General features: G+C 70.5%; 21 protein-coding genes. 13 read left to right on the top strand and 8 right to left on the bottom strand.

Going from position 1 to position 23212, the window contains the following annotated elements; genetic code table 11:
* Nucleotides 1-7 precede the first annotated feature (7 nt).
* A complete protein-coding gene (gene argS, locus ABGB10_RS23365; RefSeq protein ID WP_347663081.1) occupies nt 8-1726 on the top strand; it encodes an arginine--tRNA ligase in 1719 nt (572 codons plus the stop codon).
* Between the two features lie 15 nt (nt 1727-1741).
* Here the strand turns inward: argS and ABGB10_RS23360 are convergent, their stop codons facing one another.
* The 3 genes from ABGB10_RS23360 to ABGB10_RS23350 form a co-directional block, all read right to left on the bottom strand.
* A complete protein-coding gene (locus ABGB10_RS23360; RefSeq protein WP_347663187.1) occupies nt 1742-2083 on the bottom strand; it encodes a metalloregulator ArsR/SmtB family transcription factor in 342 nt (113 codons plus the stop codon).
* Between the two features lie 225 nt (nt 2084-2308).
* Nucleotides 2309-3502 carry an endo-1,4-beta-xylanase gene (locus ABGB10_RS23355; RefSeq protein WP_282307232.1) on the bottom strand — a complete coding sequence of 398 codons (1194 nt, stop codon included), beginning with the start codon at nt 3500-3502 and terminating at the stop codon, nt 2309-2311.
* A 385-nt stretch (nt 3503-3887) separates the two neighbouring features.
* Complete coding sequence (locus ABGB10_RS23350) at nt 3888-4718, bottom strand: PIG-L family deacetylase (RefSeq protein WP_347663080.1); 831 nt, start codon at nt 4716-4718, stop codon at nt 3888-3890.
* 227 nt (nt 4719-4945) lie between these two features.
* Here ABGB10_RS23350 and ABGB10_RS23345 point away from each other — a divergent pair, with 227 nt between their 5' ends.
* Entirely contained in the window at nt 4946-5821 is an 876-nt protein-coding gene (locus ABGB10_RS23345) for an alpha/beta hydrolase (protein WP_347663079.1), read from the top strand.
* 9 nt (nt 5822-5830) lie between these two features.
* Here ABGB10_RS23345 and prfH read toward each other — a convergent pair whose 3' ends face one another.
* Complete coding sequence (prfH, locus tag ABGB10_RS23340; protein WP_347663078.1) at nt 5831-6466, bottom strand: peptide chain release factor H; 636 nt, start codon at nt 6464-6466, stop codon at nt 5831-5833.
* Nucleotides 6463-7638 carry an RNA ligase RtcB family protein gene (locus ABGB10_RS23335; protein ID WP_347663076.1) on the bottom strand — a complete coding sequence of 392 codons (1176 nt, stop codon included), beginning with the start codon at nt 7636-7638 and terminating at the stop codon, nt 6463-6465. The genes prfH and ABGB10_RS23335 overlap by 4 nt, the downstream gene beginning before the upstream one ends.
* 169 nt (nt 7639-7807) lie before the next feature.
* On the opposite strand from ABGB10_RS23335, the gene ABGB10_RS23330 reads away from it, so the two are divergent.
* Nucleotides 7808-8338, top strand: coding sequence for an adenylate kinase (locus ABGB10_RS23330; protein WP_347663075.1), 531 nt, complete (start codon nt 7808-7810; stop codon nt 8336-8338).
* Nucleotides 8339-8342: 4 nt separating this feature from the next.
* On the opposite strand, the gene ABGB10_RS23325 is transcribed toward ABGB10_RS23330, so the two are convergent.
* On the bottom strand, nt 8343-9011 hold the full coding sequence (locus ABGB10_RS23325; RefSeq protein WP_347663074.1) for a methyltransferase domain-containing protein: 669 nt from the start codon (nt 9009-9011) through the stop codon (nt 8343-8345).
* 119 nt (nt 9012-9130) lie between these two features.
* Here ABGB10_RS23325 and ABGB10_RS23320 point away from each other — a divergent pair, with 119 nt between their 5' ends.
* Nucleotides 9131-9886 carry an SDR family oxidoreductase gene (locus ABGB10_RS23320; protein WP_347663073.1) on the top strand — a complete coding sequence of 252 codons (756 nt, stop codon included), beginning with the start codon at nt 9131-9133 and terminating at the stop codon, nt 9884-9886.
* Between the two features lie 2 nt (nt 9887-9888).
* Here the strand turns inward: ABGB10_RS23320 and ABGB10_RS23315 are convergent, their stop codons facing one another.
* Nucleotides 9889-12114 carry a hypothetical protein gene (locus ABGB10_RS23315; protein ID WP_347663072.1) on the bottom strand — a complete coding sequence of 742 codons (2226 nt, stop codon included), beginning with the start codon at nt 12112-12114 and terminating at the stop codon, nt 9889-9891.
* 170 nt (nt 12115-12284) lie between these two features.
* The gene (locus ABGB10_RS23310) at nt 12285-13244 is read right to left on the bottom strand and encodes an AraC family transcriptional regulator (RefSeq protein ID WP_347663071.1); all 960 of its coding nucleotides are present in this window, start codon (nt 13242-13244) and stop codon (nt 12285-12287) included.
* Between the two features lie 82 nt (nt 13245-13326).
* Between ABGB10_RS23310 and ABGB10_RS23305 the strand changes: the two genes are divergently transcribed.
* The 9 genes from ABGB10_RS23305 to ABGB10_RS23265 all read left to right on the top strand — a co-directional run bounded on the left by ABGB10_RS23305 (nt 13327) and on the right by ABGB10_RS23265 (nt 23139).
* Entirely contained in the window at nt 13327-14295 is a 969-nt protein-coding gene (locus ABGB10_RS23305; RefSeq protein ID WP_347663070.1) for an SDR family NAD(P)-dependent oxidoreductase, read from the top strand.
* Between the two features lie 234 nt (nt 14296-14529).
* Complete coding sequence (locus ABGB10_RS23300; RefSeq protein WP_347663185.1) at nt 14530-15633, top strand: FUSC family protein; 1104 nt, start codon at nt 14530-14532, stop codon at nt 15631-15633.
* Nucleotides 15634-15724: 91 nt separating this feature from the next.
* Nucleotides 15725-16249, top strand: coding sequence for a hypothetical protein (locus ABGB10_RS23295; protein ID WP_347663069.1), 525 nt, complete (start codon nt 15725-15727; stop codon nt 16247-16249).
* 73 nt (nt 16250-16322) lie between these two features.
* Nucleotides 16323-17165, top strand: a complete 843-nt coding sequence (locus ABGB10_RS23290) for a DUF4097 family beta strand repeat-containing protein (RefSeq protein WP_347663068.1) — start codon at nt 16323-16325, stop codon at nt 17163-17165.
* 32 nt (nt 17166-17197) lie between these two features.
* A complete protein-coding gene (locus ABGB10_RS23285) occupies nt 17198-18175 on the top strand; it encodes an ATP-binding cassette domain-containing protein (protein WP_347663066.1) in 978 nt (325 codons plus the stop codon).
* Nucleotides 18172-18960 (top strand): ABC transporter permease, encoded by a 789-nt coding sequence (locus tag ABGB10_RS23280; RefSeq protein WP_347663065.1) that lies wholly within the window; start codon nt 18172-18174, stop codon nt 18958-18960. The genes ABGB10_RS23285 and ABGB10_RS23280 overlap by 4 nt, the downstream gene beginning before the upstream one ends.
* A gap of 673 nt (nt 18961-19633) precedes the next feature.
* The gene (gene araB / locus ABGB10_RS23275) at nt 19634-21316 is read left to right on the top strand and encodes a ribulokinase (RefSeq protein ID WP_347663064.1); all 1683 of its coding nucleotides are present in this window, start codon (nt 19634-19636) and stop codon (nt 21314-21316) included.
* Complete coding sequence (locus tag ABGB10_RS23270) at nt 21313-22005, top strand: L-ribulose-5-phosphate 4-epimerase (protein WP_347663062.1); 693 nt, start codon at nt 21313-21315, stop codon at nt 22003-22005. The genes araB and ABGB10_RS23270 overlap by 4 nt, the downstream gene beginning before the upstream one ends.
* Before the next feature lie 138 nt (nt 22006-22143).
* Complete coding sequence (locus tag ABGB10_RS23265) at nt 22144-23139, top strand: ABC transporter substrate-binding protein (RefSeq protein WP_347663184.1); 996 nt, start codon at nt 22144-22146, stop codon at nt 23137-23139.
* Nucleotides 23140-23212: the final 73 nt, after the last annotated feature.

The raw sequence follows: 23212 nt of genomic DNA, 5'->3' as shown, positions 1-23212 counted from the left end.
CGTACTCATGGATCTTGAAAGGTTGTTGTCCGACCGGCTGACGCCGGCGTTCGCGGCGGTGGCCGGCGGCCCGGTCGACCCGCTCGTGCGGCGGTCTCCGCGCGCGGACTTCCAGTCCGACGCGGCGCTGTCGCTGGCCCGGCGGCTCGGTCGCCCGCCGCGCGACATCGCCGCCGCGGTGCTGGAGTGCGCGGTGCTCGACGACGTCTGCGCGGCGGTGGAGGTGTCCGGGCCGGGTTTCCTCAACCTGACCATCGCCGACCGGACACTCGCCGACCTGGCCGCCAGGCTGGCCGGCGACGCCCGGCTCGGGGTGCCGTCCGCGACGACGCCGCAGACCGTGGTGGTCGACTACTCGGCGCCGAACGTGGCGAAGGAGATGCACGTCGGGCATCTCCGCTCCACCGTCATCGGCGACGCGGCGGTACGGCTGCTGGAGTGGCTCGGGCACCGGGTGGTGCGGGTCAACCACCTGGGTGACTGGGGGACGCCGTTCGGCATGTTGATCGAGCACCTGGCCGATCTCGGCGAGGCGGAGGCGGCGCACGAGTTGTCGATGGGTGACCTGGACACCTTCTACCGGGCGGCCCGGGTCAAGTTCGACGCCGACGAGGCGTTCCGGGAACGGTCGCGGTTGCGGGTGGTCGCACTGCAGGGCGGCGACGAGCGGACGCTACAGCTGTGGCGGCTGCTGGTGGAGCAGTCCGAGCGGTACTTCCTGACCGTGTACGACCTGCTCGACGTGACGTTGTCCGCGGAAGACTTCCGGGGTGAGAGTGCCTACAACGATCTGCTCGCCGGCGTCGTCGACGACCTGAACGGGTTGGGGATGTTGACACCCAGCGGAGGGGCCGACTGCGTGTTCCCGCCCGGGTTCGTCGGTCGCGGCGGGGAACCGCTGCCGCTGATCGTGCGCAAGAGTGACGGCGGGTACGGCTACCCGGCCACCGACCTGGTCGCGCTGCGGCAGCGCACCGGCGAGCTGGGCGCGACCCGGTTGGTGTACGTCGTCGGGCTGCCGCAGCGGCAGCACTTCGCGATGGTGTTCGCCGTAGCCCGGGCGGCCGGTTGGCTGAGCCCGCCGGCTCGGGCCGAACACCTCGGCTTCGGTTCGATCCTCGGTGCCGACGGGCGGATGCTGCGCAGCCGGGCCGGCGAGTCGGTGAAGCTGGTCGGCCTGCTGGAGGAGGCGGTGGCCCGCGCCAGTGACCTGGCCCGGAGCAGGAACCCGGAGCTGGACGCCGAGGCCGCTGCCGAGATCGGCCGCGCCGTCGGCATCGGCGCGATCAAGTACGCCGACCTGTCCACCGATCGGACGAAGGACTACGTCCTGGACTGGGAGCGGATGCTCTCGCTGGACGGCAACACCGCGCCCTACCTCCAGTACGCGTACGCCCGTGTCCGGTCGATGTTCCGGCGGGCCGGAACGGACGCCCGGCCGGACGCGCCCATCGTGCTCGCCCTGCCGGCAGAGCGGGCACTGACGGTCGAGTTGCTCGGTTTCGCCGCGGTGGTCACCGAGGTGGAGCGGACCCTCGAATTCCACCACCTCGCCGGTTACCTGCACCGACTCGCTACGGCGTTCAACGCGTTCTACGAGCACTGCCCGGTGCTCCGCGCGCCGGACGAGCTACGGGAGAGTCGGCTGCTGCTGGCCGAGCTGACCGCCCGGACCCTGCGGCAGGGGCTGCACCTTCTCGGCATCCGAACCCTTGAACGGATGTGACGAGGCGGTGCCCGGTCAGCGGGCCTTCTTCGTCGCCCGCTTCCGGGGCGGTGTCAACAGGTCGGCGATCTGCGCGATGGCGGCGGGCACCAGGCGGTAGTACGCCCAGACCCCGCGCTTGTCGCGCTCCAGTAGGCCGGCCTCGGTGAGGATCCGAAGGTGATGACTCACGGTCGGCTGGGAGAGGTTGAGCGCCGCGGTGAGGTCGCTGACGGAGGCCTCACCGTCCGGCGCCGACTGGATCAGGCTGAGCAGCCGGAGTCGCGCCGGATCGGCGAATGCCTTCAGCACCCCGGCGAGCCGCTCGGCATCGGCCCGCTTGATCGGGTCGCCGGTGAGCGGCGAGATGGCAGGCATGGCAGTTTTCGCAGTTCCCACGCCTGCCATAGTGACACCAACACCATCAATAAACCGGTAGAACCGGCACCAGTACTCCGATGGCGTCCGGATGGCTGAACGGTACAGCCGAACGTGAGTCGAATCTCGACGTCCGTGGTGACGTAGGGACCGTGTGGGGCTCCGCCGCGCCCCACACGGTCCCTACGCCGACGTACGCGTCGCCGGATCAGCCGGGCCGTCGGGTCAGCGGCGCGGCTTGGGTGCGATCCGAGGCAGCACGTACGGCGGCCCAGCAAAGATCAGATCGGACTTCAACTCGTTGTACGCCCGCTTGGGCTGGTAGTTCTCGTCGTAGATGGTGGCCAGGCCCTCCGGTGGGTCGTTGAACCAGTCCGGCACCCAGGAGTACTTGTCGCTGAAACCCCAGACCGTGTACGACAGGCAGCTCCGCACGGCGAGGCACGCCTTCATCAGCACGCTGAAGTTGGCGGCCGACGCCTGCAGTCGGGGGTTGATCTCCTCCGAGTTGCCGGCCCGGACGGCCTCCGTCATCTGGCTGCGGACGTCGACCTCGGTGAACGCGGTGGCGACGCCGAGCCCGCTGAACTTCTTCAACGCGGCCGTCACCTGGAGGGTGTCGAAGTTGCCGTACTGGGTGCCCAGGTGGCCCTGGGCGCCGACTCCGTCGATCGGGACACCCTGGGCGCGCAGGCTCTTGGTCATGTCGTAGACGAACTGCGTCTTGTCGTCCGCCGGGTTGCCGGAGCCGAAGGCCTCGATGTTGTAGTCGTTGTAGAACAGCAGCGCCTTGGGGTCGGCTGCCCGCGCCCAGCGGAACGAGTCGGCGATGTAGCCGGGCCCGAGGTTCTGCGCCCAGAAGCCCTTGTAGTGCAGGGTCGACGGGGTGTCCCACGGGTCGCTGACGGCCTCGTTGACCACGTCCCACTGCCAGATCTTGCCCTTGTAGCGGTTGACGACCGTGGTGATGTGCTTGCGCAGCAGCTCGCGCAGCTCCTGCTTGCTGATGGAGCCGTCGGCGACGCCGCTCGTCAACCAGGCTGGCAGTTGGTTGTGCCAGACCAGCACGTGGCCGCGCACGCTCTGCCGGTTGCGCTTGGCGAACTCCACGAACTGGTCGGCCGCCGCCCAGTCGTAGGTGCCGCGGGTGGGCTCCAGGACCTCCCACTTCATCACGTTCTCGGCGGTGACCGAGGCGAACTCGGAGGAGGCCAGCGCGCGGTACTGCGGGTCGCCTGCGTCGTTGAGGGCATCCATGTTCACCGCGGTGCCGACGTGCAGGCCGTGGCGGAGACCGAGGGCGCCGAGGCTCTGCGCCGTCGGGTCGTACGGCCGACTCGCGGTGGCCGGCACGGTGTTCAACGCCGCGACGGTTGCGACGGCGACCACTCCGACGGTGGTCCACTGTCTCAGCTTCATGTGCCTTCCTTTCCAGACCCTTGATCGACAGATGTCGATCAAGAAGGTGTGGGTCCGGTATTGGCGGATGGGGGAGCGGGTTCGGGGTGTAGCGCTAGATGCGGGCCGGAGGGCCGATAGTTCCGGCCGGTGACCGGAAACCTGCTCGAAACGTTAAGGCCGTCTATGTCCGGGCGTCAACGCTGAAAACTTCCGGAAATTCGTCATATGACCTGCGGGGGCTCGCTCGACAGCACCGCGAAACTTTCGGAGGCCGGTGGCCTGCTGCTGACGCCGCGCTACCGGTCGGTCCGATCCGGTAGCGCACGTGGTCCAGCAGCGCACGCAGGCGTGCCGGCCTGATGGCCGGCGACGCCTGGCGTCGCTACGGAGCTGACCCGCGCAGTCAGCGCAGACCGGCGAAGAGGTCGTCCTCGGGCGTCGGGGCGCCCGTCCGGTCCCGGACCCGCAGGAACGTCTCCACGCCCATCAGCTCGGTGAACCGATCGCGGCCCAGCTGCAGGAAGAAGATGTTCTCGGTCTGACTGGCGTGGGCGGCCAGCGCGTCGAACTTCTGCCCGCCGTAGCTGTTCGTATCGACCCAGGTGGTGATCTCGTCGTCCGGCAGGCCGAGCTGCGGCATCGGCTCCGCCGCCTCGTCCGGCTCGGCCCAGTCGACGCCGAGCTCCCGCATGATCCGGCCGAACTGCTCGAACGCCGTACGCGGCACGGTGGTCCAGTAGACCTTCGCCGGGCTGTCGGTCAGCTCGACGGCGGCCATGGTGATCCGGTGGGCCTGGATGTGGTCCGGGTGGCCGTAGAAACCGTTCTCGTCGTACGTGACGATGACATCTGGCTGGTACTGCCGGATCAGCTCGGCGAGTCGGCCCGCCGCCTCCGCCACCGGCGTCGTCCAGAACGCGCCGGGCTGGTCGTTGGTCGGCCAGCCCATCATCCCCGAGTCGGCGTAACCGAGGGTCTCCAGGTGGCTGACCTTCAACACCGCGCAGCTGGCCTCCAGCTCGGCCCGACGCATCGCCACGACAGCGGCCGGATCGTGCTTCGGGTCGCCCGGCTTGACCCCGCCCGGGCCGTCGCCACACCGCCCGTCGGTGCAGGTCACGAGCACCGTCGTGATGCCCTCGTCGGCATAGCGGGCCAGCACGCCGCCGGTGCTCGTCGCCTCGTCGTCGGGGTGGGCGTGCACCGCCATCAGGGTCAGAGGTCGCTCAGCCATGTCATCACCCTACGGTCCTCCGCCGACGGTTCCGCCGAACCCTCTCGACCTCGCCCGGCAGCGTGACCGGCATCCTACCCAGCGCGACATCCGCGCAGCGGCCCTTGGGGCAAACCGCCGTCCGGTGCGGCGCAGGCTCCTAGATTCAACAGGACCAGCAGGTCGGAACGGGTCGGAACGGCGGGAAGAGGTCGATGGCGGTGGCCGGTGCGGGGTCGTTCACTGACGTGAGACAGATCGATGCCGGGGTCCTGAACGTGGGGTACGTGGACGCCGGGCCGCCCGACGGCCCCGCCGCGATCCTGCTGCACGGCTGGCCGTACGACATCCACAGTTTCGTCGACGTCGTACCGCTGCTCACGGCCGCCGGGTACCGGGTCGTCGTGCCGTACCTGCGGGGCTACGGCAGCACCCGGTTCCGCTCCGACGACACCGTGCGCAACGGCGAGCCGGGTGCCATGGGGCTCGACCTCATCGCACTCATGGACGCCCTGCACATCGACAGCGCGAAGCTGGCCGGGTTCGACTGGGGTGCGCGGACGGCCGACGTCGTGGCCGCGTTGTGGCCCGAGCGTTGCCAGGGGTTGGTCTCGGTGAGCGGCTACCTGATCGCCGGCCAGGAATCGGGCCGGGCGCCGTTGCCGCCGAAGGCGGAACTGGCGTGGTGGTACCAGTACTACTTCGCCACCGAGCGTGGCCGGGAAGGCTACGACAAGAACCGGCGTGACTTCAACAGGTTGATCTGGCACACCGCCTCACCACACTGGATGTTCGACGACGCGACGTTCGACCGGAGCGCCTCGGCGTTCGACAACCCCGACCACGTCGACATCGTGGTGCACAACTACCGGTGGCGGTTGGCCCTCGCCGACGGCGAGCCACAGTACGACGAGGTGGAGCAGCGCCTGGCCGCGCAACCGAAGATCACCGTACCCAGCATCTCCCTGGAGGGGGACGCCAACGGCGCGCCGCACGTGGAGCCCAGCGTCTACGCCAAGCAGTTCACCGGGCGCTACGAGCACCGGACCGTCGGCGGCGGTGTCGGGCACAACCTGCCGCAGGAGGCGCCGCAGGCGTTCGCGGACGCGGTGCTGGACGTCTGAGGGAACCCGTCAACCCCGTCGGCCCGGCCGCTGCGGTTCCGGACGTTCCACCCGGACGGGATCGCCGCGGACGAGGTCGTCGTGGATGCGCCAGCGGGCGGTGGTGACGGCACGTCGTGCCACCTCGTCGCCGTGCTCGATGCGTCGCCGCAGCAGGCTCAGGGCGATCCGCCGGTTGAGGCTGAACTGCCGCTCCTCGTCCACCACGACGACGATGCCCGAGGGGCGGTGCGTCGCCCGCACCGCCGTGCTGGCCTTGTTCCGGTGCTGACCGCCGGGTCCTCCGGTGCGGCAGGCGACGATGTCGACATCCGCCTCCGAGAACGTCGTCGGCACCGCGTCGAGGCGGGGCTGCTGGGCGGTGACGTACCAGTTCTTCCGACCGGTGGTCGTCCGGTAGGGGCTGGGGGCCTGCCAGCACAGCGTGCCGGTCCACGAGGCCGCGAACGCCTCCGCGTCGACACCGGAGATCTGGATGAGCACCGACCGGTGGGTGCCGGGCCGGTCGCCGGGCACCACCTCCACCCGCTCGATCGCCAGACCTCGACGGGTGCCCTCCGTGGTCAGACGCCGCAACAGCTGGGCGAGCGCCCAGGCGCACTCCCGTGGGCCACGGCCGGCGGACAGAAGCAGGAGCACGCTCACGACCGACCCCGCCCACCACGGTGGCCCCGCCGGTCGGTTCGGGTCGCGGGCCCGAGGTCGGCCGTCTTGTAGGTGACCAGCGGAATCGTGGTGACCACCGGCGTGGCCAGTCGGTGTTCGACGAGGTCGGCGACCACCTGCTCGATGCGCTTGTACGCCGTGGGCGCCTCCTCGAAGAGGAGTTGGCGGTCGCCACACACCACCAGCGAACCCACCGGAGTGCGGCGTAGCTCCTCGACCGTGTGCTTGGCACGGCCCCGCCGCAGCGCATCGGCGCGCGACATCTTGCGGCCCGCGCCATGCGCGACGGAGTGGTTGGCGTCCGGTCCGGCATGGGCGGCCACCAGGTAGGACGCCGTTCCCCGGGTGCCGGCGACGAGGACGTCGCGACCGTCACCCGGTGCCGCGCCCTTGCGATGCAGGTAGATCCCGTCGCGAATCTCGACCAGGTTGTGGCACTGGTCGACGATCGGCTCGGAGGGCACGGCCCCCAGCGCGTACGCGACCCGGGCGGCGAGGACCCTGCGGTTGAGCGAACCCCAGCGCACGGCGTCATCGTGCATCGCCAGGTAGGCGGCGGGATCGGGAGCGGCGCCGGCGCCATGGGTCTCGGTGTGGGTGCGCAGGATCCGCTCGCCCAGACCACGGGAACCGCTGTGCACGACGAGCACCAGGTCGCCGGCATCGAGCCCGAGACGACCCGCGTGAGCCGGTTCGAGGACGGTGCCGACCCGGGCCAGCTCCACGAAGTGGTTGCCTCGGCCGACCGTACCGAGACCGTCGAGGTGACCGGCCGGGACCTCGCCCTCGACGAGCGCCCAGGCCGGGGCGTCGGCGTCGAGCGTGCGATCGAGGTCGGGGAACCGTGCGGCCAGCCGCTCCGGCACGGGTCGCTTGAGCCTGATGGGGAACACGGCGATGCCGCAGCCGATGTCGGACCCCACCAGGAACGGGTACAGCACGGTCGACGCCATGGCCGCACCGATGGGAGCGCCCTTACCCGGGTGCAGGTCCGGCATCGCGGCGACGTGGACCATGCCGTCGAGGGCGGCCACCTGCTGGCACTGGGCGAGCGCTGCGGACTCGATCCAGCTCGCCGGTGAGGCGAACACCGTGACGGTGGCGGGCGCGGAGGAGGGCAGCGACTGACGTGGGAGGTGGTACTGGGTCAAGGGGTGCTCACTTCTGACTGAGTACGTGGGAACGGACGACGTCACGCCGGCCGGGAGGGATTCACCGGGGGCGGAGTGGAGAGGGGTCCGTCAGTACGTCATGGACGTCACTCTCGCGGGACGCGCCGCGTACGACAAACGATTTTCCCTCGCGTCGTACGCTGCCGCGATGAGCGCACCGCGTCGCGTCCTGATCTACGGGGTGTACGGCTCCGGCAAGTCCACCCTTGCCATGCGGATGGCCGAACACCTCGGGCTGCCCTGGTACCCGGTGGACGACCTGCTCTGGGAGCCGGGCTGGGTCGAGGTGCCCGTCGCGCGGCAACGCAGCCGGATCGAGGAGATCTGCCGGCGGGACCGCTGGATCGTCGACGGGGCGTACCACGGTTGGCGGGACGTACCGTTGGCTCGCGCGGACCTGGTCGTCGGCCTGGACTTCCCGCGGTGGTGTTCCTTCGGGCGGTTGCTGCGGCGCACCGTCCGCCGGGTGCTGACGGGCGAGGAGATCTGCAACGGCAACCGCGAGTCGTTGGCCAGCGTGCTGTCCCCGGACTCGATCCTGGTGTGGCACGTCACCGCGTTCGGCCGGGCGCGGCGGCGGATGCGCGCCTGGCGGTCCGACCCGTCCGCGCCGCCGGTGGTGTTGCTGCGTTCCCCGGCGGAGCTGGACGACTGGCTGGCCGGCCTGCCCGGCCGCTGACGAATCAAACCTTCTGGCCGCGCTCCGGCTCCGCCGTGGCTGGCCAGATCGCGCGTCCGTGGACGCAGGGCGAGGAAGGGCTGTTGCTGGTGGCCGGGAAACGGAAGCGGTCCAGTTCCTCGATGACGAACCCTGCGGACGTGATGGCGGCGACGGTGTCGCGGTTGGTGTGGCAGCCGGCGAACAGCTTCGGCCACAGTGTCGCGTCGACCAGTCGTTGGGCTCGGTGCAGTCCGCCGGGCTTCTCGGCGGCGACGTGCTCGAAGAACCGCAACTGGCCGCCCGGGCGCAGCACCCGGCCCACCTCGGCCAACGCGCTCGCCTGGTCCGGCACGGTGCACAGCACCAACGCGACCACGGCGGCGTCGAACTCGCCGTCCCCGGCGGGCAGCCGGTCGGCCAGACCGTCCACGACCGTGACCGGAACCGGTGCGGTCGGCGCGGCGCGTTCGGCGGCGGCCCGCAGACGCCGTTCCGGTTCGACCGCGACGACCTGGGTCACCCCCGGCGGGTAGTGGGAGAACATCCGCCCGTTGCCCGCACCGATCTCGATCACCCGGCCGGACAGGCCGGCGACCAGGTCCCGCCGGTAGGCCGCCGTGCCGGCCCGGTCCATGGCGACACTGAGCCGTTCGTAGACCCGGGCGAACACCGGGTGGGACACCTCGGTCATGGCTACCTCCAGGTCTCCGTCGAACTGTTCTCCGGCGATTGTCCTGCACCGGCGCACGGTTTCCGTCTTACTGGGTGACAGCACGACTCAATCCAGGGCAGAAAGGACGTGGTTCGACCATGAAGGTCGTCGTCATCGGGGGCAGCGGCCTCATCGGTTCCAAGCTCGTGGACAGCCTCGGCGCCCAGGGCCACGAGGTGGTGCCGGCATCACCGAAGACCGGTGTGAACACCCTGACCGGTGAGGGGGTGGCCGACGCGCTCACCGGGGCCGACGTCGTCGTCGACGTGTCGAACTCGCCGTCGTTCGAGGACACGGCCGTGCTGGAGTTCTTCGAGACGTCCACCCGGACGCTCCTCGCCGCCGCGTCCGACGCCGGGGTGGGCCACTACGTGGTGCTCTCCATCGTGGGTTGCGACCGGATCCCGGACAGCGGGTACATGCGGGCGAAGGTCAGCCAGGAGAAGCTCGTCGTCGCGTCCGGAACCCCGTACTCGATCGTGCACGCCACCCAGTTCTTCGAGTTCCTCCAGGGCATCATCGACGCCGGCACGGACGGCGACACCGTGCACCTCGCGCCGGTGCTCATCCAACCGATGGCCGCCGACGACGTCGCGGCCGCGGTGGCCGAGGTCGTGGTCGGCGCGCCGACGAACGCCGTGGTCGAGGTCGCAGGCCCGGAGCAGTTCCGTCTCGACGAGCTGGGCCGAGACCTCCTCGCCGCCCAGCAGGACCCTCGATCGGTGGTGACCGACCCGGACGCCCGGTACTTCGGCGCGAAGCTGGGCGAACGTTCCCTCGTCCCCGCCGACGGCGCCCGCCTCGCCGGTACGCGCCTCGACGACTGGCGTACCCGGGCGGCCGGCCGCCGGTGACGTTACGTCGGCGTGACGGGCCGGTCGACCCGTCCACCGAGGCGCCGCACCAACTCCCGGGCCGCCTCGGTGAACGGCTCGTCGGACTCGCCCGGCAGGTGCCCGCGGATGGGTGGGGGAACGCTGTCGCTGGGCGGCGTCACCACGTCTCCGGGATCTCGGTATCGGCGATCGACCCGGGCGGCCGGGCCGGCGACGTCGTCCGGCACCGGTGGCCGGTGTGCGGAGAAGATCCAACCGCCGATGGGGTCGGTGTCGGTCCACAGGTTCACCCACCGCCAACCGACCCGGTGGCCGATCTCGTGTAGCGCCACGTCGTCGACGTACGCGGGGAAGAGCCGCGCGTAGAGGCGGCGCAGCGGCGACCCGTGGGTGAGGAGGGCGACCCGGTCGCCGACGTGTGGTGGCAACTGGAGCACCGTCGCGGCGAGCAGGACCGAACCGTGGCTGTGCCCGGTGAGTAGCACCGCGTCGCCGCGCTCGACGAGATACGTGATGCGACGGGCCAACTCCGGCACGGCTCGTTCGGAGTAGCAGGGCGGTGCGAACGGGTGGGCGGCCCGGGGCCAGAAGGTGCCGAGGTCCCAGAGGACGCCGATGTGCCGGCGGAACGGGGCGGTCCGGTAGGCGAAGATCCCCCCGATGATCAGGCCGAGGATGACCGCCGCGATCACCCAGCTCCCGAACGCGATGCCGAAGGTGATCACGTCCGCCGGTAGCCCGAGGTTCCGTTCGAGGACGTCACTGGGGAACTGCCCCAGCAGGCCGACGGTGGTGGTGGCCGTGGTGAGTCCGGCGAGGCACCCGTAGAGCACGGCCAGCGGCACCAGCTCCTCGGTGAAGCGGGCCCGGGCTATCGCGTCTCGGACCTGCCGCAGTCGCGTTCCGGCCTCGGCCGGGGCCTCCGGAAAGTCGCGTGCCACGATCACCGCCGCGGCGCGACGCCGACTGCGACGCGTGAGCAGGATGACGAGGCCGGCGACGACCAGCGTGGCCAGCAGCGCACGGAGGAAGCCGTAGATCACCCAGGTGTACGCCCGGGGCGGGCCGTTGGCGATGCCCTCCCCGGTCGGCACGTCGCGGTCGAGGAAGTCCGCCACCCGGTAGACCAACTCGGCTGAGTACGCCACGGCCACACTGATCCCGGTGGCCGCAACCACGAGGGCACCCAGCCCGAACAGCGGGGTGCCACCGCGCACCCGGTGGCAGAGCAGCACCACGCCCAGTGCGAGCAACAACGCCGTCTGTACGCCGAACAGGCCGGCCAGAGTCGTCTCGTAGCCGGGAAGCCCGTGCCCCCCGTGCCACCGTCGCGGCCCGGTCAGCAGGTGAGCCACGACGGCGATGGTCACGACGATGGCAACGGTCCGGAGCGTACGGGTGACCCGGTCGAGTCGCCGGTCGTCGGCGGCCCGGTCGATCAGCGGCGGCGTGCACAGCAGGCCCGCACAGACAGCGAGGATCACTCCGGTCGCCACCGTCAGCGTGGTCGTGATCGCGGTGGCACCGCTCGCGGACCGGGCCAGCAGCAGGGTGAGGTCCAGCGTCGCGAACGCGGCAGCGACGTGGATGGCGCGCAACCGGCCCACCAGCGGCTCGGCGTCCCACTGACCGACCGTGCCGAGGCGTGACCCGCCGATTCCCTGAGGGGGTGCGCGAAACGCCTCGAAGGTCCGCCCCGGGCGGTTGCTGATCCGCCAGATCAGGCCGATCGCGGCGACCGGTACCAACGCGAGCAACGCCAGTTGCGCCCCGACCGGCCGTCCTCCCAGCCACGACAACCAGCTGCGCCCCGCGAGGCAGCGCGTCGAGGGCAGGCACTTCCAGCCGACCAGATCCAGGGCGACGCCGGCGACGGCGAGCACGTACAGCACGGTGAGGGTCAGCGCCAGCAGCCGGCACAGGGACTTGACCAACGCCTCGGACCCTGGGCTCGCCGGGCGCATCCAGGTCGCCACGTTGACCAGCATGAACGGCAGCAGGAAAACCACGGCAAGGGTACGGGCGACGGTCCCGGAGGGTAGATCCCCCCAGCGGTACGCCTCCAACGTCACCCCGGGGGTGGCGGTGCCGTCCGAGTAGCGGGGTCGCGGTCGGTAGAAGCCACCGCTCTGGTCACCCGCCACCTGCGCTGTCTGCTGCAGGCCCAGCACCTGTGCGGCGCTCGCGCCGGAGACTCCGTGCACCCGCAGCTCCACGACGTCGCGGGGATTGTCCGGCCCGCTCAACCGTGCTGATCCATGCGACGTCCCCTCGGAGGCGCTCGGCCGCCCCTTGTCAGGCGACCCAACCGGGGCGAGTCCCGCTGTCAGGTGCCGGTGCCGCCGTCCCGATGACGGCGGACCGGTCTACCCGATCCGGACGGACTCAACCGCAGTGGGCGAAGAGGAGTCACCGCTCAGGCATCCCGACCGGTCGCCGCCGGTTCGCCTCCGTCGGTCTGGGCCGCCCTCGCCACCTCGGTGCGGTAGGCACGCGGCGACAGGCCGGTGGCGCGCTTGAATGCCACGCTGAGCGCGCTCTCGGAGCCGTAGCCGACGACCTGGGCGATGCGGGCGACAGTGTCGGAACTGTGCCGGATGCGGTCCGCCGCCAGTTCGATCCGCCAGCCGGTCAGATATTCCAGCGGTCCCACGCCGACGACCCTCTTGAAGCGGGCGGCCAGCGTCGACCGGGAGACGGCGGCGGCCCGGGCGATGGCGTCCACCGTCCACGCCTGCGCGGGCCGCGCGTGTATCGCCCGCAGCGCGGGGGCGATCACCGGGTCGGCGAGGCCGGCCAGCCAGCCGGAGGTGAGCTGAGGGTCGCGGGCCAGGTGCAACCGCAGGACCCGGATCAGCAGGACGAGCGCCAGGTGCTCGGCGACGAGCGTGGACCCGAGTCGCGTCTGCCGTAGTTCGGCGTCGATCTCGCTGAGCGCCCACTGGACGGTGCTGGCCTCCGGGGTGTCGGCGGGCACGTGGATGACCGGCGGGAGGCTGTCCAGCAGGAGGCTGCGCGCCCGTTCACCCAGTGAGAACGCGCCGCCGATGAGGAAGACGTCGTCGCCGTCACCGACGTGCGCCACGCCGCCGTCGGCGGCGGCGAAGAGCGGGTACGCAGGTTCGACGGGCACGTCGGGATCGCTGAAGAGGGTGTAGGCCACCGGTCGGGTCAGCAGGAAGCAGTCCCCCTCGCCAAGGCTGATCGACTCGACGGCACCCTCGACCTGAAGCGAGCACCGGCCACGCCGGACGGCGTTGAACTTGGCCCCGGCCGGTGCGTCGAAGGCGACGGCCCAGCGGCCGCCCGCGGTCAGGCCGGCGGAGATGTGACTCGTCGCGCCCAGTAACGCCAGGACCTCTTCGAGGGGATCCATCCCTGCCTCCTGGACGTTCACTAAAGTATGAAGGACTCTAGGCTATAGGCAGTCCGGGTCGGATGTTCCTAGCCTGGATTCCATGACAGCGAACCCACGCCTCACCACCCCGTTCACCGCCCGCAGCACCGCCGCCGAGATCCTCGACGGTGTCGACCTGACCGGGCGCCGGATGATCGTCACCGGGGGTGCCTCCGGCATCGGCGTGGAGACGGTGCGCGCGCTGGCCAGGGCCGGGGCCGAGGTCACCATCGCGACCCGCGATCCCCGACGTGCCGACGCGCTCGTCGAGGCGTTCGCCACAGCTGCCACCCGGGGCGTGGTCAGCGCGTCCGCGCTCGACCTCGCCGACCTGGCATCGGTCGACGCCTTCGTCGGGGCCTGGCAGGGCCCGCTCGACGTGCTGGTCGCCAACGCGGGAATCATGGCGATCCCCACCCGTGAGCTCACCGCCCAGGGCTGGGAGCTTCAGCTCGCGACCAACTACCTCGGTCACTTCGCGCTCGCCCGGGGGCTGCACGACAACCTGCGGGCCGCCGAGGCGGCCCGGGTCGTCGTGGTCAGCTCCGGCGCACACCTGGCCGCGCCGTTCGACTTCGACGACCCGCAGTTCGAGCGGCGTCCGTACGACCCGTGGTCGGCGTACGGCCAGTCGAAGACCGCCGAGGTCCTGCTTGCGGTCGGCATCAGCCGGCAGTGGGCGAAGGACGGGATCACCGCGAACGCCCTCAACCCCGGGTACATCTTCACCAACCTCCAGCGCCACATCGACGACGACACGATGCGCGCGATGGGTGCCATGGACGAGGCGGGAAACCTCATCGAGGCGGACTACTACAAGAAGCCCGACCAGGGCGCGTCGACCACCGTGCTGCTCGCCGGCTCGCCCCTGCTCGACGGCGTCGGTGGCCGGTACTTCGACGACAACCAGGAGGCGGAGGTCATCGCCGGGGGCCCCGACGCCACCGGTGGGGTAGCTGCCCACGCGTTGGACCCGGCCGCCGCCGACCGGCTCTGGGCGTACGCCGAGAAGACGCTCGCCTCGCGCTGAGCGCGGCCGGCGGGAAAGCGTCCTCGTCGATCAGTCGAGCGAACGTCAGGGCGGCCGTCGGTCCCCGTCCGGCGGGCGCGCGTTCGCGCGATGTGCCGGCTCCATCGCGGGTGGGAGGATTGATCCGACCAGGGCGGGGTAGGTGCCGCCATGGTCGCTGCCGGTCGGCGCGGGGCGGGCGAGGGCGCTCCGGCCCGTGGCGGCGACGCCCGTGGGGGTGGTCTGGCGGGCAGGATGGCCCCGCTGCGCGACCGTACGGTGGCCGCGGTGCGGGACCGTTCCCGTCGGGTACGGGCCATCGGCGGCCTCGCCGTGCAGGCCGGGCTGGCGGCGGCGCTGTCCTGGTTCGTGGCGCACGAGCTGCTGCACATCTCGCAGCCGGTGTTCGCGCCGATCTCCGCCGTCTCGACCCTCGCCGCGTCCGTCGGTCAACGGCTACGTCGGACCGTCGAGCTGATCCTCGGTGTCACCGTCGGGGTGCTGATCGGCGATCTGCTGCTCGTGGTGATCGGCACCGGGTGGTGGCAACTCTCCCTGATCGTCGTGCTGGCGATCGTGGTCGCGCTGTTCCTCGCCGGCAGTGCCGCGGTGGTGATCCAGGCCGGGGCGACTGCCGTGCTCATCGCCACCCTCAGTCCGTCGATCCGTGACCTGGAGATTCCCCGGTTCGTGGATGCGCTCGTCGGGGGAGGGGTGGCGCTGCTGGTCACCGCCGTCCTCCTGCCGTTGAACCCGCTACGGGTGCTCAACCGCGCCGCGCGGCCGGCGTTGGATCTGCTCGCCACCCAGCTCGACGCCACCGCAGGCGCGTTGGCCGAGCGCGATGCCACTCGTGCCCGTGCCGCCCGGGATGAGCTGCGGCAGAACAAGGACCCGTTGAAGGCGTTCGTGGAGGCGACCCAGGGCGCCCGGGAGGCCAGCACCCTGTCGCCGGTGCACTGGCACCAGCGGCGGGGGCCGGTGGGTCGCTACGCGCAGGCGGCGGAGCCGATCGACCGGGCGATGCGCAACAGCGGAACGCTGATCCGTCGAGCGGTGACGTTGATCGAGGACGGCGAACCGGTTCCGGAGCCGCTGCCGAGGGCGGTGGCCGATCTCGCCGAGGCCGTCCGCGTGCTGAGGCGGCAGTTCGCTGCCGGTGCTGAGCCGGAACGGGCGCGGGATCAGTCGCTGCGGGCGGTGCAGATGGCCGGTCGGGCCTACCGGGAGGGCGTCGGCTTCTCCGGTGCGGTCGTGGTGGCGCAGATCCGGACCACGGTCAGCGACCTCCTGGTGGCCACCGGGCTGACCCAGGAGGAGGCGAATCGCCTGGTCAGGCGCACTTTCGGTGATCTGTGACGGTCGGCGAAGACCCCCGCGCCGAACGCCGTGGCACTCCGTTGAGCCATCGGGGTTGCATGCTGAGCCAAAGTGGTGCCATGATGGTGCCATGGAGCTGAGGTCATACGTCGAGAACCTGCGTAACGAGTTCGCCGTGGCCGCGGAGGGCGTCGACGCGGACGGCCGCGCTCTGGCCGAGCGGCTCTTCGCCCAACTGGAGGCGGCTACCCGTCTCACCCTGCTGGAGGCGCTGTCCGACGCGGCCGACGAGATCACCCGTGACCTCGCGCCGGGCTCGGTGCACGTCCGACTGCGCGGGCGCGAGCCCGACTTCGTGGTGACACCGGCCAGCCCGTCGGTCGACGAGGTGCACGAGGTCAGCGCTCCGCCGACGCTCTCGGCGCCGCCGCCCGCGCCGGACGGTGAGGACGGTGGCACCTCGCGGATCAACCTCCGGCTTCCCGACCACCTGAAGGCCAGCGTCGAGGAGGCCGCCGGGCGCGCCGGGCTTTCGGTCAACGCCTGGCTGGTGCGCGCCGTCGCCGGTGCCGTCGGCGCGGGCGACACCGAACGTCGTCCACCCCGCCGGGTGGAGCCGCGCTCCGGCCAGCACTTCACCGGCTGGGCGCGCTAACTCCCCGTACCCCTTCTTCCTCCGCGCCGCCGACCAGCGGCGACATTCACCGACCACCTTTCGGGAGACCACCATGCCTATTTTCGAGACGCCAGAACCCATCTCCGCCCAGATCGAGCTGCCCGTCGGTGACGTCTGGATCAGCGCGACCGACCGCACCGACACGGTGGTGACGATCCGGCCCCGGGACCCGTCGAGCAAGACCGACGTGAGCACCGCCGAACAGACCACCGTCCAGTACGCCGCTGGAAAGCTGCTGATCCGGGTGCCGAAGACGTGGCGGCGCTACGGCTTCGGGCCGGGGCCGTCGGTCGACGTCCTGATCGAGCTACCGACCGGGTCGCGGGTGCATGCCGAGTCGTCGTGGGCGGCGTTCCGCTGCGAGGGCCAACTGGGCGAGTGCCGGATCAAGACCGGAAGCGGGATCCGGCTCGACGAGACCGGTCCGCTGGACATCGACAGCAGCCACGGCGAGGTCGCCGTGGAGCGGGTCGCCGGCTCCGCGCGGGTGAAGGTGTCGTCCGGCAAGGTGCGCATCGGCGCGGTCGACGGACCCGTCGAGATCAAGAACTCCTCCGGCGACTGCTGGATCGGCCGAAGCGGCGGGGACGTACGGGTCAACACCGCGTACGGCGACATCACCCTCGACACGACGACGGCCTCGGTGACGGCACGCACCGCCTACGGCAACCTCCGGTTGGGCGAGGTCGTCCGGGGGGCGATCGACCTGAACACCTCGTACGGGGCCATCGAGGTCGGCATCCGTCGCGGGACCGCTGCCTGGCTCGACGTCAGTTCCAAGCACGGCCGGGTGCACAACGCCCTGGAGAGCACCGACAGCCCGGCGCAGACCGACGAGACGGTCGAGGTCCGGGCGAACACCGCCTACGGCGACATCATGATCCGCCGCGCCTGACCCGCCACCACACCGACCGCAAAGAGGAGACCATGACCAGCTCCACGAAGCCCGCGATCGTCGCGACCGACCTGCGCAAGTCCTACGGTGACAAGGTCGTGCTGGACGGCATCGACCTGATGATCACCGAGGGCACCATCTTCGCGTTGCTCGGCCCCAACGGCGCCGGCAAGACCACCACCGTGCAGATCCTCTCCACCCTGGTCAACGCCGACGGTGGGCAGGCCCGTGTCTTCGGCCACGACCTGAACCGAGAGCCCGACGCGGTACGCGAACTGATCGGTGTCACCGGCCAGTTCTCCGCCGTCGACAACCTGCTCACCGGCCGGGAGAACCTGAACCTGATGGCCGACCTGTGCCACCTGGACAAGGCGTCCGGCCGACGTCGGTCCGACGAGCTGCTCGACCAGTTCGACCTCGCCGACGCGGCGGGCAAGCCGGTGTCCACGTACTCCGGCGGCATGCGCCGACGGTTGGACCTCGCCATGACCCTGGTCGGTGCGCCCCGTGTCATCTTCCTCGACGAGCCGACCACAGGCCTCGACCCGCGCAGCCGCCGGGCCATGTGGGAGATCATCCGCAACCTCGTCGCCGAGGGCGTCACCATCCTGCTCACCACCCAGTACCTGGAGGAGGCCGACCAGCTCGCCGACCGCGTCGCCTTCCTCGACCATGGCCGGCTGATCGCCGAGGGCACGCCGCGCGAGCTCAAGCGGCTCATCCCGGGAGGCCACGTCCTGCTTCAGTTCGCCGACCAGGAGGGCCTCGACTCGGCCGCCCGTGCGCTGCCGGTCGCCAACCGGGACGACGCCGCGCTCACCCTCCAGGTGCCGAGCGACGGCGGAGTCGGGGCGCTGCGCTCCCTGCTCGACCAGCTCGACCGCGCCTCGATCACGGTGGCCGGGCTCTCCGTGCACACCCCCGACCTCGACGACGTCTTCCTCACCCTCACCGGTCAGCCCGACACCCGTGCCGGCCGACCCGACCACGAAAGGGCCTCCGCGCGATGAGCACCCTCTCCCTCGCCGTCCGTGACTCGAGCACCATGCTGCGGCGCAACCTCCTGCACATGCGGCGTTACCCGTCGATGACCTTCCTGCTCATGGGCATCCCGGTCATCATCCTGCTGCTCTTCGTCTACGTCTTCGGCGGCACGCTCGGCGCCGGACTCGGGCCGTCCGGCGGCCGGTCCGAGTACGCCAACTACGTCACCCCGGGCATCCTGCTCATCACCGTGGTCAGCGCGGCGCAGGGCACCGCCATCTCGGTCGCGATGGACATGACCGAGGGCATCATCGCCCGCTTCCGAACGATGGCGATCTTCCGGCCGTCGGTCCTCACCGGACACGTCCTGGGCAGCCTCGTCCAGACCCTGCTCAGCCTCGCGGCCGTCATCGGCGTGGCGCTGCTCGTCGGGTTCCGACCCACCGCCAACCCGGTCGAGTGGCTGGCCGCCGTCGGTGTCCTCGCCATGGTCACCTTTGCGCTGACCTGGCTGTCGGTCGCCCTCGGCCTGGTCAGCGACAGCGTCGAGACGGCCAGCAACCTGCCCATGCCGCTGATCCTCCTGCCCTTCCTCGGCAGCGGGTTCGTCCCGACCGACTCCATGCCCACCGTGGTCCGATGGTTCGCCGACTACCAGCCCTTCACCCCCGTCATGGAGACCCTTCGCGGTCTGCTCCTCGGCACCGGGATCGGCGCCAACGGAATCATCTCGGTCGTCTGGTGCGCCGTCATCACCGTCGTGTGCTTCCTCTGGGCCAAGACCCTCTACAACCGCAACCGGGCCGCCTGATCCGACCGGCGCTCGACATTCCGCCAGCTGCCGGCGGTTCGGCCCACCCGGGCCGGGCCGCCGGTTCTGCGTGTTCGAGCGATGCCCGCCGGTCGGCGGGTGCGAGCGCGTGATCGATTCGGTTGCCGGAGGTCGGCCTGTCCAGGTGCCTCGGACCCGGCGACGTCACGGGGACAGGAGTGGATCGACCAGACGTCGGGCCGCACGAGCGAGCGGCGGGCCGGCAGCTTCGAAACGTCGAATGTTATCGATAACACGGCTGCTGTGCCCAGTCGCGAGATCCGCCGGAATGGTCAGTTATGAGCCGTCGCGGTCGGCTGCGGCCGTTTCGCGGATCTGACCGTCGAAGCGAGGTGCCTCGATGATGTTATCGCTGACATCGTGATCGAACGCGACACGGTCGCGGTCGGGTGATCGTCTCGCGGCGTCCGATGCGTTGTGCCTGTCGCCCGGCCTGCCGAGGTTCCTCTGTGCGACGCCGGATCCGTGCGGCACTCCGTCCGGGGCCTGCGTGCCTGGTCGACACCGCATTTGCGCGTTTTACCCCGGTCCGTTATCGACGCGCCCGAGTCGGCCCGCCTTCGCTGTTCCGTTACGGAGCTGTTGCGGGGGGATGTCTTGACGAAGGTGGATGTGAGCGTTAACACTATCCCCGTTAACGGTGGAGGTGAACATGAACCGTGTGGACGGAGCAGGCGACCGCTATGTCGTCGGTGTCGACTATGGCACCCTGTCCGGGCGAGCTCTGGTGGTCCGTGTCGGTGATGGTGCCGAGTTGGGGACCGCGGTGCACGAGTACGGCGACGGAGTTATCAGCACGGCGCTTCCGGGAGGTCGACAGCTACCTCCCGACTGGGCCCTGCAGAACCCGGAGGACTACCGCGACGTGCTGCGGTACGCCGTCCCGGCGGCGTTGTCCGCTGCCGGGGTGGATCCTGCCGCGGTCGTCGGCATCGGCATCGACTTCACCGCCTGCACGGTGCTGCCGACCAGCGCCGACGGCACCCCGCTCTGCGAGGACCCCGAGCTGCGCGATCGACCGCACGCCTGGGTGAAGCTGTGGAAGCACCACGCCGCGCAGCCGCACGCCGACCGGATCAACGCGTTGGCACACGAGCGGGCAGAGCCGTGGATCGGCCGGTACGGCGGCAAGATCTCCGCCGAGTGGCAGTTCGCCAAGGGACTCCAGATCCTGGAGGAGGACCCCGAGGTCTACCACCGTGCCGAGCGCTTCATCGAGGCAGCCGACTGGATCGTCTGGCAGCTCTGCGGCACCGAGACCCGCAACGTCTGCACGGCCGGTTACAAGGGCATCCTGCAGGACGGTCAGTACCCTTCCGAGGGCTTCCTGACCGCGCTCAACCCCGAGTTCGGCGACTTCGTGGCCAAGCTGGACGGCCCACTGCTGCCACTGGGCGCACGGGCCGGCTCGCTCACCGCCCGCGCCGCCGCCTGGACCGGCCTGCCGGAGGGGATCGCGGTGGCCGTCGGCAACGTCGACGCGCACGTCACCGCGGCGTCGGCGCAGGCCGTGGAGCCCGGCCGTCTCGTCGCCATCATGGGCACCTCGACCTGCCACGTGGTCAACGGCGCGGAGGTCGCCGAGGTGGCCGGGATGTGCGGTGTCGTGGACGGGGGCATCAGCCCCGGCGCATGGGGGTACGAGGCCGGGCAGAGCGGTGTCGGCGACATCTTCGGCTGGTTCGTCGAGCACGGCGTCCCGGCCGGCCTCGCCTCGCACGAAACCCTCACCGAGCTGGCCGCGAGCCAGCCCGTCGGCGCGCACGGCCTGATCGCGCTCGACTGGTGGAACGGCAACCGGTCCCTGCTGGTCAACCACGACCTGAGCGGAATGATCGTCGGGATGACCCTGGCCACCCGGCCCCAGGACATCTACCGGGCGCTGCTGGAGTCCACCGCGTACGGCACTCGCATGATCATCGAGGCGTTCGTCGAGGCCGGAGTTCCGGTGAACGACCTGGTGATCGCCGGTGGTCTCACCAACAACGCGCTGCTGATGCAGATCTACGCCGACGTGACCAGGCGACCGCTGAACATCATCGCCTCGGCGCAGGGTCCGGCACTGGGATCGGCGATCCACGCCGCCGTCGCCGCCGGCGAGTTCCCCTCGGTCCACGAGGCGTCGCAGGCGATGGGGCGGGTGCACGAGGCCGTCTACCGCCCCGACCCCGAGCGGGCCCGTGCGTACGACGCCCTCTATGCCGAGTACCGGGCGCTGCACGACCACTTCGGTCGCGGGGGCAACGACGTCATGCTCCGCCTGCGGGCGATCCGCAACGCGGCGGTCGACAGCGCCGTGACCACACCCGAGACCGCGTTGGAGGTGGTCGCGTGAACGCCGACGTGACCCGACAGATCCGTGAGCTGCGCGAGACCGTCGCCCGCCTGCACGCCGAGCTGACCCGCTACAACCTGGTCGCCTGGACGTCCGGCAACGTCTCCGCGCGGGTTCCCGGCCAGGACCTGCTGGTGATCAAGCCGAGTGGGGTGAGCTACGACGACCTCACCGCGGACACGATGGTGGTGTGCGACCTCGACGGTGTTCTCGTCGAGGGTGACTTCGCCCCGTCCAGCGACACCGCCGCCCACGCCTACGTCTACCGGGCCATGCCCGAGGTCGGCGGTGTGGTGCACACGCACAGCTCGTACGCCACGGCCTGGGCCGCGTGCGGGGAGTCCATCCCCTGCCACCTCACCGCGCAGGCGGACGAGTTCGGCGGGGAGATCCCGATCGGTCCGTTCGCGTTGATCGGCGGCGACGACATCGGCAAGGGCATCGTCGCGACGCTCTCCGGGCACCGCTCGCCCGCGGTGCTGATGCGTAACCACGGCGTGTTCACCATCGGCCGGGACGCCCGCGCGGCGGTCAAGGCAGCGGTCATGTGCGAGGACGTGGCCCGTACCGCGCACCTGGCCCACACCCTCGGTCAGCCGGTTCCGATGGCGCAGGCGGACATCGACGCCCTCTACGACCGCTACCAGAACGTCTACGGTCAACAACCAGTCGCACCGGCGGGTTCCTGACTCTTCCCCGATCATCGGGACCCGCCGGTCTGCACCACCACGCACCAGCACGCACCACCCGCGTACGCCGCTCTTCGGGTTCCTCGGCGGCCGGCGCGGTTACCCACCACATCCAGCCAAGGAGATTCGATGGGAAAGATGCGAACGCAGTCCGTTCGGTGGCGCGCTGTCGCGGTCCTCGCCAGCGCGTTGCTGGTCGGCGGCGTGGCGGCCTGCGGCAACAGCGACACCGGCGGCGGCGGGTCCACGGACGACGGCAAGATCACGATGGGCTTCTCCCAGGTCGGTGCGGAGAGCGGGTGGCGTACCGCGAACACCACCTCGATCAAGGAATCCGCCGCCGCTGCGGGCATCGAGCTGAAGTTCGACGACGCGCAGCAGAAGCAGGAAAACCAGATCAAGGCGATCCGCAACTACATCCAGCAGAAGGTCGACGTGATCGCCTTCTCGCCGGTGGTGGAGTCCGGCTGGGACACCGTGCTCAAGGAGGCCAAGGACGCCGGCATCCCGGTCATCCTGACCGACCGCTCCGTCGACTCGGCCGACAAGTCGCTGTACAAGACGTTCCTCGGCTCGGACTTCGTCAAGGAGGGCCGACTCGCCGGTGAGTGGCTGGTCGAGCAGAAGAAGACCGCCTCGGGCCCGGTGAACATCGTGGAGCTGCAGGGCAACACGGGTGCGGCGCCGGCGAACGACCGGAAGAAGGGCTTCGGTGAGGCGATCGCCGCCAACCCGAACCTGAAGATCATCGCCTCCCAGCCGGGTGACTTCACCCGGGCCGGTGGCAAGCAGGTCATGGAGCAGTTCCTCAAGGCCAACCCGAAGATCGACGTGCTGTTCGCGCACAACGACGACATGGGTCTGGGCGCGCTGGAGGCGATCACCGCCGCCGGCAAGGTGCCGGGCAAGGACATCACCATCATCACGGTCGACGCCGTCAAGGACGGCATGCAGGCTCTCGCCGACGGGAAGTTCAACTTCATCGCGGAGTGCAGCCCGCTGCTCGGCCCACAGCTGATGGACCTCGCCAAGAAGGTGCACGCCGGCGAGACGGTCCCGGCTCGGATCGAGACCGAGGAGACCACCTTCACCCAGGAGCAGGCCAAGGAAGCGCTGCCCAACCGTAAGTACTGATCGACGCCGGGGTCGCCGCGCTCGCGTGGCGGCCCCGCCGCGTCGTCCCCCTACCCCCAACGGACCGGGCATG

The organism is Micromonospora sp. B9E7 (assembly GCF_039871815.1).
Lineage (GTDB): Bacteria > Actinomycetota > Actinomycetes > Mycobacteriales > Micromonosporaceae > Micromonospora.
The sequence above is the reverse complement of the archived record's forward strand: the minus strand, read 5'-3'. Positions and strand labels throughout refer to the sequence as shown.

Bases quoted from the DNA above. Each gene is read 5' to 3' on its own strand.
- ABGB10_RS23310 (WP_347663071.1), bottom strand. From the start codon at position 13,244: ATGGATCCCCTCGAAGAGGTCCTGGCGTTACTGGGCGCGACGAGTCAC.
- ABGB10_RS23300 (WP_347663185.1), top strand. From the start codon at position 14,530: ATGGCCCCGCTGCGCGACCGTACGGTGGCCGCGGTGCGGGACCGTTCC.
- ABGB10_RS23320 (WP_347663073.1), top strand. From the start codon at position 9,131: ATGAAGGTCGTCGTCATCGGGGGCAGCGGCCTCATCGGTTCCAAGCTC.
- ABGB10_RS23355 (WP_282307232.1), bottom strand. From the start codon at position 3,502: ATGAAGCTGAGACAGTGGACCACCGTCGGAGTGGTCGCCGTCGCAACC.
- ABGB10_RS23295 (WP_347663069.1), top strand. From the start codon at position 15,725: ATGGAGCTGAGGTCATACGTCGAGAACCTGCGTAACGAGTTCGCCGTG.
- ABGB10_RS23360 (WP_347663187.1), bottom strand. From the start codon at position 2,083: ATGCCTGCCATCTCGCCGCTCACCGGCGACCCGATCAAGCGGGCCGAT.
- araB (WP_347663064.1), top strand. From the start codon at position 19,634: ATGAACCGTGTGGACGGAGCAGGCGACCGCTATGTCGTCGGTGTCGAC.
- argS (WP_347663081.1), top strand. From the start codon at position 8: ATGGATCTTGAAAGGTTGTTGTCCGACCGGCTGACGCCGGCGTTCGCG.
- ABGB10_RS23265 (WP_347663184.1), top strand. From the start codon at position 22,144: ATGCGAACGCAGTCCGTTCGGTGGCGCGCTGTCGCGGTCCTCGCCAGC.
- ABGB10_RS23350 (WP_347663080.1), bottom strand. From the start codon at position 4,718: ATGGCTGAGCGACCTCTGACCCTGATGGCGGTGCACGCCCACCCCGAC.
- ABGB10_RS23330 (WP_347663075.1), top strand. From the start codon at position 7,808: ATGAGCGCACCGCGTCGCGTCCTGATCTACGGGGTGTACGGCTCCGGC.
- ABGB10_RS23290 (WP_347663068.1), top strand. From the start codon at position 16,323: ATGCCTATTTTCGAGACGCCAGAACCCATCTCCGCCCAGATCGAGCTG.
- ABGB10_RS23325 (WP_347663074.1), bottom strand. From the start codon at position 9,011: ATGACCGAGGTGTCCCACCCGGTGTTCGCCCGGGTCTACGAACGGCTC.
- ABGB10_RS23280 (WP_347663065.1), top strand. From the start codon at position 18,172: ATGAGCACCCTCTCCCTCGCCGTCCGTGACTCGAGCACCATGCTGCGG.
- ABGB10_RS23285 (WP_347663066.1), top strand. From the start codon at position 17,198: ATGACCAGCTCCACGAAGCCCGCGATCGTCGCGACCGACCTGCGCAAG.
- ABGB10_RS23305 (WP_347663070.1), top strand. From the start codon at position 13,327: ATGACAGCGAACCCACGCCTCACCACCCCGTTCACCGCCCGCAGCACC.